Annotated in this window: 16 protein-coding genes and 1 pseudogene; 7 read left to right on the forward strand and 10 right to left on the reverse strand. The window is 34.7% G+C overall.

The features are described 5' to 3' along the window. Positions 1 to 155: 155 nt before the first annotated feature. Positions 156 to 1,091 carry a calcium/sodium antiporter gene (locus ACIQ0M_RS14180; protein ID WP_396153373.1) on the reverse strand — a complete coding sequence of 312 codons (936 nt, stop codon included), beginning with the start codon at positions 1,089 to 1,091 and terminating at the stop codon, positions 156 to 158. A 99-nt stretch (positions 1,092 to 1,190) separates the two neighbouring features. Continuing rightward, a complete protein-coding gene (locus tag ACIQ0M_RS14185) occupies positions 1,191 to 1,706 on the reverse strand; it encodes a hypothetical protein (protein WP_396153375.1) in 516 nt (171 codons plus the stop codon). Between the two features lie 107 nt (positions 1,707 to 1,813). Between ACIQ0M_RS14185 and ACIQ0M_RS14190 the strand changes: the two genes are divergently transcribed. From ACIQ0M_RS14190 to ACIQ0M_RS14210, 5 genes are read left to right on the forward strand one after another with little or no spacing between them, the layout of a single operon-like run. After that, the gene (locus tag ACIQ0M_RS14190) at positions 1,814 to 2,389 is read left to right on the forward strand and encodes a DUF1543 domain-containing protein (RefSeq protein WP_396153377.1); all 576 of its coding nucleotides are present in this window, start codon (positions 1,814 to 1,816) and stop codon (positions 2,387 to 2,389) included. Continuing rightward, on the forward strand, positions 2,379 to 3,287 hold the full coding sequence (locus ACIQ0M_RS14195; protein ID WP_396153379.1) for an SMP-30/gluconolactonase/LRE family protein: 909 nt from the start codon (positions 2,379 to 2,381) through the stop codon (positions 3,285 to 3,287). The genes ACIQ0M_RS14190 and ACIQ0M_RS14195 overlap by 11 nt, the downstream gene beginning before the upstream one ends. Further along, positions 3,274 to 3,426, forward strand: a complete 153-nt coding sequence (locus ACIQ0M_RS14200; protein WP_396153381.1) for a hypothetical protein — start codon at positions 3,274 to 3,276, stop codon at positions 3,424 to 3,426. The genes ACIQ0M_RS14195 and ACIQ0M_RS14200 overlap by 14 nt, the downstream gene beginning before the upstream one ends. A gap of 13 nt (positions 3,427 to 3,439) precedes the next feature. Next, positions 3,440 to 3,850 carry a nuclear transport factor 2 family protein gene (locus ACIQ0M_RS14205; protein ID WP_396153383.1) on the forward strand — a complete coding sequence of 137 codons (411 nt, stop codon included), beginning with the start codon at positions 3,440 to 3,442 and terminating at the stop codon, positions 3,848 to 3,850. Positions 3,851 to 3,859: 9 nt separating this feature from the next. Continuing rightward, positions 3,860 to 4,420, forward strand: coding sequence for a hypothetical protein (locus ACIQ0M_RS14210; RefSeq protein ID WP_396153385.1), 561 nt, complete (start codon positions 3,860 to 3,862; stop codon positions 4,418 to 4,420). Positions 4,421 to 4,431: 11 nt separating this feature from the next. On the opposite strand, the gene ACIQ0M_RS14215 is transcribed toward ACIQ0M_RS14210, so the two are convergent. From ACIQ0M_RS14215 to ACIQ0M_RS14225, 3 genes are all read right to left on the reverse strand, one after another. Beyond that, positions 4,432 to 5,436, reverse strand: coding sequence for a metal-dependent hydrolase (locus tag ACIQ0M_RS14215; RefSeq protein ID WP_396153388.1), 1,005 nt, complete (start codon positions 5,434 to 5,436; stop codon positions 4,432 to 4,434). A gap of 290 nt (positions 5,437 to 5,726) precedes the next feature. After that, positions 5,727 to 6,227, reverse strand: a complete 501-nt coding sequence (locus ACIQ0M_RS14220) for a GNAT family N-acetyltransferase (protein ID WP_396153390.1) — start codon at positions 6,225 to 6,227, stop codon at positions 5,727 to 5,729. Further along, a complete protein-coding gene (locus ACIQ0M_RS14225) occupies positions 6,199 to 6,504 on the reverse strand; it encodes a DUF1778 domain-containing protein (RefSeq protein WP_396153392.1) in 306 nt (101 codons plus the stop codon). The genes ACIQ0M_RS14220 and ACIQ0M_RS14225 overlap by 29 nt, the downstream gene beginning before the upstream one ends. 612 nt (positions 6,505 to 7,116) lie before the next feature. Here ACIQ0M_RS14225 and ACIQ0M_RS14230 point away from each other — a divergent pair. Then, a complete protein-coding gene (locus ACIQ0M_RS14230) occupies positions 7,117 to 7,641 on the forward strand; it encodes a hypothetical protein (RefSeq protein ID WP_396153394.1) in 525 nt (174 codons plus the stop codon). A 293-nt stretch (positions 7,642 to 7,934) separates the two neighbouring features. On the opposite strand, the gene ACIQ0M_RS14235 is transcribed toward ACIQ0M_RS14230, so the two are convergent. From ACIQ0M_RS14235 to ACIQ0M_RS14250, 4 genes are all read right to left on the reverse strand, one after another. Next, a complete protein-coding gene (locus tag ACIQ0M_RS14235) occupies positions 7,935 to 8,414 on the reverse strand; it encodes a hypothetical protein (protein WP_396153396.1) in 480 nt (159 codons plus the stop codon). A 106-nt stretch (positions 8,415 to 8,520) separates the two neighbouring features. Next, positions 8,521 to 8,934 carry a hypothetical protein gene (locus tag ACIQ0M_RS14240; RefSeq protein WP_396153398.1) on the reverse strand — a complete coding sequence of 138 codons (414 nt, stop codon included), beginning with the start codon at positions 8,932 to 8,934 and terminating at the stop codon, positions 8,521 to 8,523. 10 nt (positions 8,935 to 8,944) lie between these two features. Next, positions 8,945 to 9,175 carry a hypothetical protein gene (locus ACIQ0M_RS14245; RefSeq protein ID WP_396153400.1) on the reverse strand — a complete coding sequence of 77 codons (231 nt, stop codon included), beginning with the start codon at positions 9,173 to 9,175 and terminating at the stop codon, positions 8,945 to 8,947. A 271-nt stretch (positions 9,176 to 9,446) separates the two neighbouring features. Continuing rightward, a complete protein-coding gene (locus tag ACIQ0M_RS14250) occupies positions 9,447 to 12,881 on the reverse strand; it encodes a methylmalonyl-CoA mutase family protein (protein ID WP_396153402.1) in 3,435 nt (1,144 codons plus the stop codon). A 416-nt stretch (positions 12,882 to 13,297) separates the two neighbouring features. Here ACIQ0M_RS14250 and ACIQ0M_RS14255 point away from each other — a divergent pair, with 416 nt between their 5' ends. Continuing rightward, positions 13,298 to 14,005, forward strand: a complete 708-nt coding sequence (locus tag ACIQ0M_RS14255) for a DUF4197 domain-containing protein (protein ID WP_396153404.1) — start codon at positions 13,298 to 13,300, stop codon at positions 14,003 to 14,005. Between the two features lie 75 nt (positions 14,006 to 14,080). On the opposite strand, the pseudogene ACIQ0M_RS14260 reads toward ACIQ0M_RS14255, so the two are convergent. After that, positions 14,081 to 14,185: pseudogene (locus tag ACIQ0M_RS14260) on the reverse strand (IS1595 family transposase); the annotation flags it as partial.

The following is a 14,185-nucleotide window of genomic DNA, read 5'->3' on the forward strand; positions in this document are numbered from 1 at the left end:
AAAAATAGCGTGCAAACACAAATGGTTTAAACACGCTATAGAGACTAGTTCAGAGACTGTCTTGAAAAACAAAACTAATAAAAATTTAGATTTTATTTTGGAAATCAACACAGAATCTATCGGGATTTAGCGGATAGCCGGATTAGCTCCTACAATTATGCGAATGTGAGATAGACAAATAAGATATAAGATAAAAGAAGAAGAATACCGGCTTTTCGGTCTAAAAATCCCTTTTTTGGCATTAACACTAATGGTAATAGAATAAATGCAAAACCTAACATCCAATAGATATCAAAAGTAATTATTCTTGTATCGACAAGTTTTATAGGATGAATAATGGCTGTAAGCCCTAAAACACCAAGAATGTTAAAAATATTTGAACCAATGATATTTCCAATTGAAATGGAACTTTCTTTTTTGATGGCAGCAATGAGTGATGCTGCTAATTCAGGAATACTAGTTCCAACTGCAACAACGGTTACTCCAATTACCCGGTCGGAAACCCCAAATTGTTCTGCAACATTAACAGCTCCTTTAATTAACAATTCAGAACCAAAATAAAGAGCACCACAACCAATTGCTAAAAACCATAATATGAGAGGAATTTTCATTTGAATCTCGTCTGGAAGGTCAATGCTGTTTGGTGAAATATTTTGATACTTAATTAAGTATATGATAAATCCAACTAAAGATAATAAAAGTACAACACCTTCAAACCTACCTATTTCGCCATCATAAAGTAAAATTCCGAACAATAACCCTGAAGCCATTAACATTACAGGCCAATCTGTTTTATAAAATGACTGATCAACTTTCATCTCACTTATAATCATTACTAAACCTAGTATAAAACCAATATTGGCAATATTTGAGCCTATAACATTACCGAGTGCAATATCCGGAAATCCATCCAAAGCTGATTTTAAACTCACTATTAATTCTGGTGCAGAGGTAGCTGACGAAACTACCGTCATACCGATAATAATCTTCGAAATATTCAAACGTAACGACATTCCAACAGCTGCTTTGAGCAACCAATCACCACCTAAAACTAAAAGACCCAACCCAAGAATAATAAATAGAAAATCCATAATTGCATTTTTAAAGTGTTGCGAAATTAGGTAAATTATACGCACAAAAAAAGGTCTTCGAAAAGACCTTTTAAAATTTATTTTAAATTTATTCAGAATTTATTTACGTTCTTCAATCGGCTTTACATCCGCTTCTGAAAGTCCTAACATTGACATCACTTGGTCGTAGTTGTTGAAATCCATTCTAAAGTTCGAACCATAGCCCGGAATGATGACCACTCTAAAAATTTGATTGGTGCGAACCGCTGGAGAAAGTCCGGCTAAATCAAATCCTTCCATATAAAAAAGCACATCTGAACGTGTAAAATCATAATTGTAAGCATGACTTAATGTACCGTCATCAAAAAACACATATTCAGGACATAATTTCCAAACATCTTGACCTCCATCCACATCGATTAATCGGTAAATTAAAATTTTATCAGCCGGTAAGATGGGTGGATTTAAAAAGATTTGAAACTCAAAATTATTTTGCGGAGTAAAATTAACGTTTCCTACTTCGATAACTTCTGCTTCAACGGTAAAACCGTCTCTTCCCGGAGGTCCTTCTGGTCCTTCGCAACTTTGTAATGTTATCATCCCGATTAACACTAAAATGAATGTAAATTTTTTCATACGTCTATTTTTTAATGATTAATGATAGTTTGTTCTATCCAATACTCATGCCAAAGTTATCTTTTTTGAGTGATTTGCCCTAATTTTATTTTTCTTACTTTTGAAAAATGGAAGAAAATCAAACCCTTTTTATGGTCATGTTGGGAGCTACTCCCCCGGAAAGAATAACCGAACAACACGATATTTTTTTTGGAATCGGACAAAGTTTAAAAGCATTAGTTCCCGATATGAAAGCCTTTTGGCCGGAAGCAAAAGGAAAAATTCACCTTGATGCGTGGCGAAAAGTGACTTGTGTTGAGGATTATACAATTGAAGTTGTTTCACGCGAGAAAAACATTCACAATACCGAAAAATTATTTTTCATCAATTTAGGTGGTTACAAAGAAAATGAGTTTGAAGAGTACCATTATAAAGTGCTCACCGTAGCTCAAAACAAAGCGGAAGCCATCAAAAAAGCCAAAGCCACTTCGTTCTACAAACATTGCGGTTTTAAAGGAGCCACCTCTCATATTGATGACAAATACGGTGTAGATGTAGATGATATTTATGAAATTGAAGATATTTTATCCGCTCAATTTAAAGAAAAATTCAGATTAAAAATTTCTAAATCCGAATCCAATCAAGATGATGTTCTGGAAATTGGTTACGTTAAAATTGATAAATTAATGAAAGATGAAAACTAGACTATTATTTCTATTTCTTTTGGTTTACGGAATACAATTCGCTCAAATTACGGATTCGAAGAATTTAGTGGCCACTGATAAAAAACTTGAACTTTTGGCAGACGGTTATATTTTTACGGAAGGCCCAATTTCAGATAAAAACGGAAATGTATTTTTTACCGACCAGCCTAATAACAAAATCATACGTTGGGATGAAGAAAGTGGCAAAACTTTTGTGTTTACTGATGATTCAGGCCGTTCAAACGGTTTGTATTTTGACAAAAAAGGAAACCTCATCGCGTGTGCCGATATGGATAATCAACTTTGGCAATTTGACAAAAAAGGGAAACACAAAGTGATTTATGAGGACAAAGTCAACGCCCATAATGGTCCGAATGATTTGTGGATTGATGCCAAGAACGGTATTTATTTTACCGACCCTTTGTATGTTCGAAACTATTGGGAAAGAGATTCCATCAGCAAAAGAACGGGCAAGCATGTGTATTATCTTTCACCGGATCGGAAAAAAATCACTGTTGTAGATGACAAGCTGGTGCAACCCAACGGTATCATTGGAACGCCCGATGGAAAAAAATTGTATGTGGCCGATATCAACGACAGCAAAACCTATGTGTATGACATTCAACCCGATGCTACGCTGGCAAATCGACGATTGTTTTGTGAAATGGGTTCGGACGGAATGACAATTGATAACCAAGGGAATGTTTACTTAACCGGAAACGGCGTATCTGTTTTTAATAAAAATGGCTTCCCGGTTGCACACATTCCGGTTCCTGAAAAATGGACGGCTAATGTTTGCTTTGGCGGAAAAAATAACGACCTCTTATTCATCACGGCGATGGATGCCGTGTACGGTTTGAAAATGAATGTAAAAGGAGTGAGTCATGGGCAGAAATAATCCGAAAAACATTAAAATACACAACGACAAATTGCACAAAGAGCAAGCAAAAAAAAAAGAAAAGGAAATGGCGAGAAAAGAGAAGTTGAAGGAGATTGTTCGGAAGTTTAACAGTGATGAAAAGGAAACAAAAAACTAATTAAACCATGAATATGAAAAATTTACTTTTGATTGCTCTCGCATTTTTCAATATTTCTTGCTGTATTGCCCAAGAAAAATTGGCTATCGAAAAAGAAGCCACTGCATTAGTACAAGAACAATTAGATGCTTACAACAAACGTGACATCGAAGCCTTTTTGAAACCGTATAGCGAAAACGTAAAAGTCTATGCTTTTCCCGATCAGCTTTTGTACGAAGGAAAAGCAAAAATGAGAGAAGAATATGCTTCCATGTTTAGCCGATTACCTGATTTGCATTGCAAACTAGTTAACCGAATCGTGTTAAACAATAAAGTCATCGACCACGAAGAAGTGGTCGTTATGAAATCGGAACCCAAAATTTATGCGATTGCGGTATATACGATTACTGATGGAAAAATTATTGAGGTGCGGTTTATGCAGTAAAATTATGTTATGAATAAATTAAAAACTATTACATTCTTACTCTTTTTCTCAATCCTAGTTTCTTGTAAAAATGAGAAATTCATCATAAATGAAAAAGGAGTGCTTGATTTATCTGTTGGAGAAACAATTTCTGATAAATTAGGAAACTATAAAATGGTAGATTCTGTTGAAATTGTTGAAGATGGGATTGAAGAACCAATTGTAAAAGTTTTTGATAAAAATGAAGAATTATTCCAAATTGGATTTCAATATGATATAAAGCAAAATAATTACAACACCATTGTAAACGAAATCATTATTAGCAATAAAAAGTTTAAGACTAATAAAAATATTGGCGTTGAGTCAACACTTTCTGACTTCATCAATTCTCATCCAAATTATTACATCTGGTACACTTATATTAGTAATAGATTTATCATACAGTCAAAAGATAGTAAAATTCAGTTTATACTAGACAACAAAAGTTACAAAGGAAATGAAGATTTGCTATATGAAAACGATAGTGTAGAATTAAAAAAAGAAGATTTTTTAACCAATACTAGAATAGTTAAAGTAAGGATTTTTCAATAAATAGAATTAAGTTAATTCCCCCACATCCTCACCCAAAGTTTTTTTAACAACTTTTCCGCTTGAGCACGGTTTTTATTTGGCAACTCACTTGCGGTATACAAACCGTTTTGTTCTTTGATGGCATAGCTGAATGAAAATTGAAAATCGGTTGAATCCGTATTCATCACCCCAAATCGCAAATCATTAAAAAGTAATTGGTTTTCCTTTTTTGTAATGCAATACCATCCTTCCGAAATGCGTTTTAATTGCTGAATAACAGGCTCTTCTTCTATCGGAGCTATCCATTCTTTTTGCATAGGAATGAATTGAAATTGAATCGGTTGGGTGTCAAAAAAAGAATAATCGCCAATCAAATAGCCCTTCTCAACTTTTACATTGGTCGTCCATAAAATAATGTTGAATGGTGATGGTTTAACCACAATTTCTTGGTAGGAAATTTGTTTTTCGTTCAATTGCTTTTCAAATTTATTTGTGACGATTGATTGCACAAAAAGCGTGAAAAGCAAATACGAAGTACTCACGATTAATCCGGTTTTGTTCCAAAAAAGTCGTTTGGGATTGTCTTTCTTTTTCTTCATCGAAAGAATTAGAAAAAACAAAAACGGCAAGGTATACAACGGATCAATCACAAAAATGGACTGCAATGAAAACCGGGTTTCCAACGGCCAAAGCAATTGCGTTCCCCACGTGGTAAACCAATCCAACAACGCATGTGTTTGCAAACCCAAATAAGCAAACACCGTCGCTTCTTTGAAATGGACATTATTTTTATGTTCCAGTTTTTGTAAAATCCAGCCTAAAATGGGCGACAGCAACAAAAAAAACACCACCGAATGACTAAACCCACGGTGAATATCGGTTGCCGTAAGCGGATCTAAAAACTTTCCGTACACCACATCCAAATCGGGAATGGTTCCCACAATGGCACCGTAAAGAATAGCTTTGTTGCCAATCTTTTTGCCCAACACTTGATTGCCCACTGCGGCACCAAGAACGATTTGACTGAGTGAATCCATTTTGAAATTTTACACAAAAGTAGTAATTCACATACTAGTTTAATTGTGAGATGCTATTTTTTAAGTTTTAATTAAAGGATATAAAACTTTTTTTGACACTTTCGTATCATAACCGAATATTATCGTATCAAATCGTATCATTTTTAAAACAGATTTATTCAAACGTTTAGTTGCTTTTTTATATCATTTTAGATAAATTTATACCAAAAAAAATTCCTAAAATTTTTCTTAATGAAATGTTTTAGGAATTTTATTTATCATTCAAAAAACCTCAATACAATTTAACTTTCTTATGAAAAATCTTGAATGGTTTTGATTGGTATGAACATTTTATTATTGCTAGGTATTAAAATGAATCCATACTTTTTATAAAAACTTATCGCTTTTTCATCATATGGATCTACGACTACGGCTAATACTCCTAATGAGTCTGAAATTTCCACACATCTTTTTAAGGCGTCCATTAATAAAATACTGCCAAATCCTTTGCCTTTTTCGTTTTTATCAATGGCTAATCTCCCCAATAAAATAGTTGGTAGATAATAATATGATGGAGGCATTTTTTGAATCAATTCATTTGGAAACTCGTTCCTATCAATCGAGTTGCCGGAAAGTGTGTAATAACCTAATACTCTTTTATCAATACGATCATTTAAAATATAACAAGCAGATAAATCTCTATTTACGTCTTGCTTTGCTTGCTTACGAATATAATTATTCAAAAGCTCATTTTCACAATCAAAATCGCTTTTATTGTGATTTTTACTTAATTTTTCTATTATTAGACTCATTGGCTTCTATAAAATTTTTATATTTTAATTGAGCTTCCTTAAGTTCACTGTTTGCCTTTGGAGGATTCAAAATTGCATCTAAAAATATTTTTTTATCCTCAATTGTATTTAAAATTTTACTGTTTTCACTAATTATTTTAGTTGCTTCAGTATTTACACAATAAACCACAAATTCAGACACGCTCTTGAAACCCCGAAGTTCAGCCGCATACTTAATTAACTCCTTTTGTGAGGAATTGATACGAATATCAATTCTGTCATTTGATATTACTGCCATAACTTTAGATTTATTTGATTTAGATATTTGATTTAGATATTTGATTTAGATATTTGATTTAGATAATTTGATTTAGATAATTTGATTTAGATAATTAGATTTAGATAGTTTGATTTAGATAATTTACTTTGATATACTTAATTTCATTTGGCAGTGAAATATTACATTACAAATGTACGTAAATTTTCCGTACTTAAAAACAAAATTATAAAAAAATAATTTTTTCATACAAATTCTATCACTGTTCACTTATTAAAAAAGAAACAACCGGAAGCCTTTAACGCAGAGCTTTTAGAGTTTTTGTCTTCGGAACCGATTATCACGATGGTGAATTCGATTAAAGAACCAAATGCAAATTTGTTTGTGTAGGTTTATTGGTTAACGTTCTTACTTTGTATATATAACCCCTTTGTTAAGTTTTATAGCTTGATGGAGGGGTTTTGTTTTACCAATTTTTTTGAGAAAATATTAAAGTGGGGGAATTTTTAGTATTTTAGTGGAATAAAACTCAATTAGTTATTGAGAATATCTATGCGTTTTTGTATCTATATGCTCAATCTAATATGTAAAAACTGAATATATTTACTAGTATACCAACAATTTTGAACAACAATGACAATAGAAGAGATTTTCACTACTTATTGGAGTCAGACAACATTATTATTATTTGGTATTGGATTTTTAATAAAAAGCTCTATTGACTTAAGTTCTAAAAAAACTGAAATTAATCACAGTTTATTTCAACAGAAAAAACTTGAATCGATAAATTCTTTCTTTTCAAATTACGCTTCAACTGCCCAAATGTGGAAGGACATTCCAATTTATGATATATTGGAAAGAAAAATGACATCAAAAGAAATTGACAAATACATTTTTCCACATTTAAACGAATTAAGAAGAAATGTAGTCGAACTGAAAATCTATTTCAAAGAAAGTGACCATAAAAATTTTGAAAATATTTTAGATAATATGCATGAGATAAATGGAAAATTGAGTGCGGAATATTCTTATATTAATGATGATAAAAATGTTATCAATAAATCAAACGATTTTATGTGTTTAAGAGATGACAAATTAAAAGAAAACGAGCTCATATTTAATAAGATTACAACCAAATTGCAAAAAGATTTCAACTAAAAAACTGCCGATAATAGCCACCCCGCTAGTGCGAGCGTCTCGCTCGTACCCACAAACATAATCAACTATTTTCTACCTTTGAAAAAGAGAATTAAGCCTTAATAAGGATAACTAAAAAACGGGTGTACGAGCTAGAAGCTCCTACTAGCGGGGAATTTTTAGCATTTTAGTGAAAAATAAAATTAAGCTTATTAATACATGGAGTTAAATACTCAATTAAATAAATATTGAGAACATAAACAAATTAACTGCTATCCTATTCCAAAATCTGAAATTAAAGCATTTTATACAATTTAGAAAACGTATTGATCAATAAATTCGTCCGGGTAAATTAGTCTGTAATTAGTCAGATTTAGAGCTGTTTTTGTATAAAAACATATTTGAATCGCTGGTCTCAAGTCTAAATATGCACCCAACTGAAGTTCAAAAGGCATTCTATATATATGTTCTGGGTGTAATTTTTCTCCAATTGAGTTTACGCCATATGCTCTTGTAGCCTCGTAATTAAATCCCTTAATGTGAGTTCTTAAAAATTGGAAAACTTTTGAAACCGTAGTCACTTTGTCCTTTATAAAACCTTGTCTTTTTAAATAACTTGAATATTCATCAAAATCTGCACTATGCTGTGGGTTACCTCCTGATAAATCAAATATTTTTTCATCATCAAAAATATATTCTGCTTCACAAATAATATAATTCCCATTCAAATGTGCCTTACCCCACCAATGAGCGTTAACAAGAAATGTTTCCCAGAAATAATATCCAGTACCCATCCATGAGTTTTCCCATCTACAAATAAATGGACCATCCCTTTCGATATCTTCGGGGGTACCTTTACTTTTTAGTGTCTGAAAGACTATGACTTTACGTCCCAAAATATTATACTGTAATTGTTTTATCCCTTAATGGAGCCTCAAGTTCGCCTAAATTATATGTCGGCAGAATCATCGGTGTAATATTGGCTTGTGCTGTTAAGGATGATATAAACGCTCTAATATAAGGAAACAATATTGCTATGGCATTTCTATAGAAAAAAGGTGGAATGTCAGCCACCACTTCAACGTTTTCAAAAGAGAATGTTCCAATACAGCTTATTTTAATAAAAGAATCTTCCCTGTCTTTACCCTCGAAAGCGAAAAAGATTAAAGTTAAATCAAAAGTTTTCTCTGATTGGTGAAAAACACCTTCAGGCAGAAAATCTACATTTACATTTTTAGGTTTTGCATCGTTAAATGATAATTTCACATCATTGAAAATAAAATTATCTAATTGAAATGTTGCTCTTTGACTCATAAATTTTTATTTAAAAAGAAACCCGAAGGTTAAACTTCGGGTTTACTAAGATATTACAATTTTTCCAATTTTTCGATAAAATATAATTATCGTAATCAAAAAAATATCGGGTGACTTTCTTGAATTCTTGAATTGTCGGTCCTACTTGGTCATACTTTTCTAGTTCCGCCCAGTCACTCAAAATTTTTTCTTGAGGTGTATCTTGAAAATATCTTTTCAGTTCCTCTAAAATAATACTCATGACTTTGTTTTTTAATAACGTTTATAATGCAAATATACATATAATGAGTCTGTATATTTTGTTAATAACTATTATTTTTTTGTTAATTAAATTTAATTAGATTTGCATCCTTTTTTTTTTAACAATTTTAGTACCGCATAAACTAGTTCGACAAAGCCTGAACAAACCCACTAGTGCGGGCGTCACGCTTATACTCAGAAACATAATCATCAAAACATCTCCACAAAAAAAGGACAACTCCTATCATCCTTTTAAATCAAATAAAGTTAAATTACATATTCCTTCTATACTGCCCACCCACTTCAAACAACGCACTCGTAATTTGTCCTAACGAGCAATATTTGGTGGCTTCCATCAAGCGTTCAAAAAGATTTTGGTTTTTGATGGCGGCTTCCTGCAAGCTGTTCAATTGCTCTTTTACCTTTTCGGCGTGCAGTTGATGTAAGGTTTCCAAGGTTTTAATCTGGAATTGTTTTTCTTCTTCGGTAGCACGAATTACTTCCGCCGGAATCACCGTTGGCGAACCTTTTGAACTCAAAAATGTATTCACCCCAATAATCGGGAATTCACCCGTGTGCTTCAAGGTTTCATAATACAGTGATTCTTCTTGAATTTTAGAACGTTGGTACATGGTTTCCATCGCACCCAACACACCACCACGCTCAGTGATGCGGTCGAATTCCTGTAAAACGGCTTCTTCTACCAAATCGGTTAATTCTTCAATGATGAACGAACCTTGAATCGGGTTTTCGCTTTTGGCTAAACCTAATTCTTTGTTGATAATCAACTGAATCGCCATCGCACGACGCACCGATTCTTCAGTTGGTGTGGTAATAGCTTCGTCATACGCATTCGTGTGCAACGAATTACAGTTGTCGTAAATGGCATACAACGCTTGTAAGGTCGTACGGATGTCATTGAAATCAATTTCCTGAGCATGCAACGAACGTCCCGAGGTTTGAATATGGTATTTCAACATCTGAGCTCTTTCGTTGGCTCCGTATTTATTTTTTAAAGCTTTTGCCCAAATTTTTCTTGCCACACGACCAATCACGGCATATTCCGGATCGATTCCGTTGGAGAAAAAGAAGGATAAATTCGGTCCGAAATCGTTAATGTTCATGCCACGGCTCAAATAATATTCCACGTAAGTGAAACCATTCGCCAGCGTAAACGCCAATTGCGTAATCGGGTTTGCTCCTGCTTCCGCAATGTGATACCCCGAAATGGAAACCGAATAGAAGTTACGCACATTCTTTTGAATGAAATATTCCTGCACGTCGCCCATCAATCGCAAAGCGAATTCGGTGGAGAAAATACAAGTATTTTGGGCTTGATCTTCTTTTAAAATATCGGCTTGCACCGTTCCACGAACTTGTGCTAAGGTTTTGATTTTGATGTCTTGGTACACGTCTTGCGGTAACACTTGGTCGCCGGTTACGCCCAATAACATTAATCCTAAACCGTTGTTTCCTTTGGGAAGTTCACCGTTATAACGAGGTCTTTCGAAACCTTTTTTCTTATAAATCTCGTTGATTTTCTCTTCCACCTCGTCTTGTAAATTGTTTTCCAAAATGTATTTTTCACAATTTTGGTCAATGGCGGCATTCATGAAAAAGCCCAACAACATCGGAGCCGGACCGTTAATGGTCATACTCACCGAAGTCATCGGATGACTCAAATCAAAACCGGAATACAACTTTTTGGCATCATCCAAACAGCAAATGGAAACTCCGGCATTTCCAATTTTCCCATAAATATCCGGACGTAAATCAGGGTCATTTCCGTATAAGGTAACCGAGTCAAACGCCGTTGACAAACGTTTGGCGGGTAAACCTGCACTCACGTAGTGAAAACGTTTGTTGGTTCGCTCCGGTCCGCCTTCTCCGGCAAACATTCGAGATGGATCTTCACCTTCTCGTTTAAACGGATACAATCCGGATGCAAATGGAAACTCTCCGGGAACGTTTTCTTGTAAATTCCATTTTAAAATATCGCCCCACGCTTGGTACTTTGGCAACGCTACTTTTGGTATTTGCGAATGCGAAAGTGATTCGGTGTGCGTTTGAATTTTAATTTCTTTATCGCGAACTTTGAACGAATAAATTGGGTTTTTATATTTGTTTACTTTTTCGTCCCAGGTTAAAATGATTTCCCAATTGAATGGGTCAAGGTTCATTTTGACACGATCGAATTCTTTGGTTAATAAACCTAAAAATTCTTGATTGGCAGAAGATTGAGCGGCTTGTAATTGCTCTTCATTCAAACCGTACTTCGTTAACCCTAATGTATTGATGTGACCAACGGATTCGATGGTTTTGTAAATTCCGTATAATTTTTGAGCGACTTCCACTTGCGATAAAACCGTTTCGTCGTACTTGCGATTATTTTCTGAAATCTCAGAAAGATAACGCGTTCGGTGTGGCGGAATCACGAAGATTTTCTCGCTCATTTCTCGTGTGATTTCGAATGTCGATTGTAAATCGGCTCCGGTTTTTTCCACGATTTTGTCCATCACTTTTTTATACAGTGTGTTCATTCCCGGATCATTGAATTGGGAAGCAATCGTACCGAAAACCGGTAATGAATCTAAATCTGCATCCCACAAATTATGATTTCGTTGGTATTGTTTTTTCACATCGCGAAGAGCATCGAGCGAACCTCTTTTGTCGAATTTGTTGATAGCCACTAAATCGGCAAAATCCAACATATCGATTTTTTCCAATTGGGTTGCGGCACCGAATTCAGGTGTCATCACATATAATGAAACATCAGAATGTTCTAAAATTTCGGTATCGCTTTGACCAATTCCGGAGGTTTCCAAAATAATGATGTCGTATTTGGCTGCTTTTAGGACTTGAATCGCTTCGGCAACATATTTTGATAAGGCTAAATTCGACTGACGAGTGGCCAACGAACGCATGTAAACGCGAGGGTTATTGATGGCATTCATTCGGATTCTGTCGCCCAACAATGCTCCGCCCGTTTTTCTTTTGGAAGGGTCAACGGAAATTAATCCGATTGTTTTTTCAGGGAAATCGATTAAAAAACGACGCACTAATTCGTCCACTAACGATGATTTTCCTGCTCCACCGGTTCCGGTGATTCCAAGAACAGGAATCTTGGAGGTTTCATTTTTTTTATGAATCGAATCGAGCGTTTCTTTAGCAATATCCGGAAAATTTTCAGCAGCAGAAATCACTCTGGCAATGGCTCTTGGATTTTTTTCTTCCAAGTGATTCGCTTCACCATTCAAATTGTCGCCAATCGGGAAATCGGCTTGTTGAACCAAATCGTTAATCATTCCTTGTAAACCCATTGCACGGCCGTCATCGGGAGAATAAATGCGAGTGATGCCGTAATCATGTAAATCTTTGATTTCTTCAGGAAGGATTACACCTCCTCCACCGCCAAATATTTTGATGTGACCGGCTCCTTTTTCTTTGAGCAAATCGAGCATGTATTTGAAATATTCGTTGTGACCACCTTGGTAAGATGTCATGGCAATTGCATTGGCATCTTCTTGAATGGCTGTGTTTACGACTTCTTCTACACTTCTGTCGTGGCCAAGGTGAATCACTTCTACACCGGTTGCTTGAATGATGCGTCGCATGATGTTGATGGCAGCATCGTGTCCGTCAAAAAGGGATGCGGCTGTTACAATTCTTACTTTATTTTTAGGAATATAAGGAGTTGCTTGTTCCATTGATAAAAAAATGATGTTTTTGAGGGTGCAATTTACGGAATTAATAAAAAATAATAGCGGTTTTTTTGTTTTCTGTTGTCGGTTTTCTGTTTTCTGTTTTTTGAACACAGATTCTAAAAATTGGAGGAATTATTTGTTTGGGTTTTGCCACGAAGTTGGGAAGGCACGAAGCTTTTGGGAACTCTTAATTGGAACGCGGATTGGACGGATTAGCTGAAGCTAAACGCGGATTGGACGGATTTTTATTGATAGTTTCTCGCAAAGCCGCAGAGACGCAAAGTGTAGAACCTTATTTTATTACTTTGTGGCTTTGCGACTTTGCGTCTCTGCGAGAAAATTTAAGCATAAACTTAATATCACAACTCAGAAAAAGGCATAGTAATTGCATACATTTGAAAGATTAAATAATATCCAGTATGAAAAAAACAATTTTACTTTTATGTGCCTTAACATTTTTTGGTTGTGCCGAAATGCAACAAATTGCCGCTCAACTTCCTCAAACCGGCGGTATGCTTGGAAATGCTGATATTGCGAACGGGTTGAAGGAAGCCTTGAACAATGGAATAGACAAGCAAGTTTCGAAATTGACGAAAATGGACGGTTTTTATAGAAATGAAGCAGTGAAAATTTTGCTTCCGGATGAGTTAAAAATGGTGGATTCCAGATTACGAGCGATGGGTTTATCGAGTTTGGCAGATGAAGGATTGAAAGTATTGAACCGTGCAGCAGAAGATGCAGTAAAAGAAGCCACTCCGATTTTTGTAGATGCCGTTAAACAAATGACCTTTAACGATGCGAAGAATATTTTGATGGGCAATCAAACGGCGGCGACTTCCTATTTACAAAATTCGACTTCTACGGCGTTGTATTCAAAATTTAATCCGGTAATTAAAAATTCGTTTAGTAAAGTAGGTGCCGATAAGGTTTGGGAGAATATTATTACGAAATATAATTCCATTCCATTAGTGAAAAAAGTAAATCCTGATTTAACGGATTATACGACTACAAAAGCCATGGAGGGAGTATTTAAAATGGTGGCTGTTGAGGAAAAAGGAATTCGTACGAATTTGAGTGCCAGAAGTTCTGACTTGTTAAAGAGGGTTTTTGCGATGCAGGATAAATAAATAGAAGTTTCAAGTTGCGGGTTGCGGGTTGGAGGTTGAGATACCTAAAATTTTAATTTGATTGTCCGTTATTAGTCATAACCCTGTAATGCTTGCTATCACTAGCCTGTCGAATAATTTTTCTTCAAAATACCGTCTATTAAGCTTGTAAACGAACTCATTTAGGTATAATTGTAAATA

The organism is Flavobacterium sp. (assembly GCF_044339515.1).
GTDB lineage: Bacteria > Bacteroidota > Bacteroidia > Flavobacteriales > Flavobacteriaceae > Flavobacterium.

Excerpts from the sequence above, each read along its gene's own strand:
- ACIQ0M_RS14180 (WP_396153373.1), bottom strand. The coding sequence starts at position 1,091 with ATGGATTTTCTATTTATTATTCTTGGGTTGGGTCTTTTAGTTTTAGGT.
- ACIQ0M_RS14185 (WP_396153375.1), bottom strand. The coding sequence starts at position 1,706 with ATGAAAAAATTTACATTCATTTTAGTGTTAATCGGGATGATAACATTA.
- ACIQ0M_RS14190 (WP_396153377.1), top strand. The coding sequence starts at position 1,814 with ATGGAAGAAAATCAAACCCTTTTTATGGTCATGTTGGGAGCTACTCCC.
- ACIQ0M_RS14195 (WP_396153379.1), top strand. The coding sequence starts at position 2,379 with ATGAAAACTAGACTATTATTTCTATTTCTTTTGGTTTACGGAATACAA.
- ACIQ0M_RS14200 (WP_396153381.1), top strand. The coding sequence starts at position 3,274 with ATGGGCAGAAATAATCCGAAAAACATTAAAATACACAACGACAAATTG.
- ACIQ0M_RS14205 (WP_396153383.1), top strand. The coding sequence starts at position 3,440 with ATGAAAAATTTACTTTTGATTGCTCTCGCATTTTTCAATATTTCTTGC.
- ACIQ0M_RS14210 (WP_396153385.1), top strand. The coding sequence starts at position 3,860 with ATGAATAAATTAAAAACTATTACATTCTTACTCTTTTTCTCAATCCTA.
- ACIQ0M_RS14215 (WP_396153388.1), bottom strand. The coding sequence starts at position 5,436 with ATGGATTCACTCAGTCAAATCGTTCTTGGTGCCGCAGTGGGCAATCAA.
- ACIQ0M_RS14220 (WP_396153390.1), bottom strand. The coding sequence starts at position 6,227 with ATGAGTCTAATAATAGAAAAATTAAGTAAAAATCACAATAAAAGCGAT.
- ACIQ0M_RS14225 (WP_396153392.1), bottom strand. The coding sequence starts at position 6,504 with ATGGCAGTAATATCAAATGACAGAATTGATATTCGTATCAATTCCTCA.
- ACIQ0M_RS14230 (WP_396153394.1), top strand. The coding sequence starts at position 7,117 with ATGACAATAGAAGAGATTTTCACTACTTATTGGAGTCAGACAACATTA.
- ACIQ0M_RS14235 (WP_396153396.1), bottom strand. The coding sequence starts at position 8,414 with ATGGGTACTGGATATTATTTCTGGGAAACATTTCTTGTTAACGCTCAT.
- ACIQ0M_RS14240 (WP_396153398.1), bottom strand. The coding sequence starts at position 8,934 with ATGAGTCAAAGAGCAACATTTCAATTAGATAATTTTATTTTCAATGAT.
- ACIQ0M_RS14245 (WP_396153400.1), bottom strand. The coding sequence starts at position 9,175 with ATGAGTATTATTTTAGAGGAACTGAAAAGATATTTTCAAGATACACCT.
- ACIQ0M_RS14250 (WP_396153402.1), bottom strand. The coding sequence starts at position 12,881 with ATGGAACAAGCAACTCCTTATATTCCTAAAAATAAAGTAAGAATTGTA.
- ACIQ0M_RS14255 (WP_396153404.1), top strand. The coding sequence starts at position 13,298 with ATGAAAAAAACAATTTTACTTTTATGTGCCTTAACATTTTTTGGTTGT.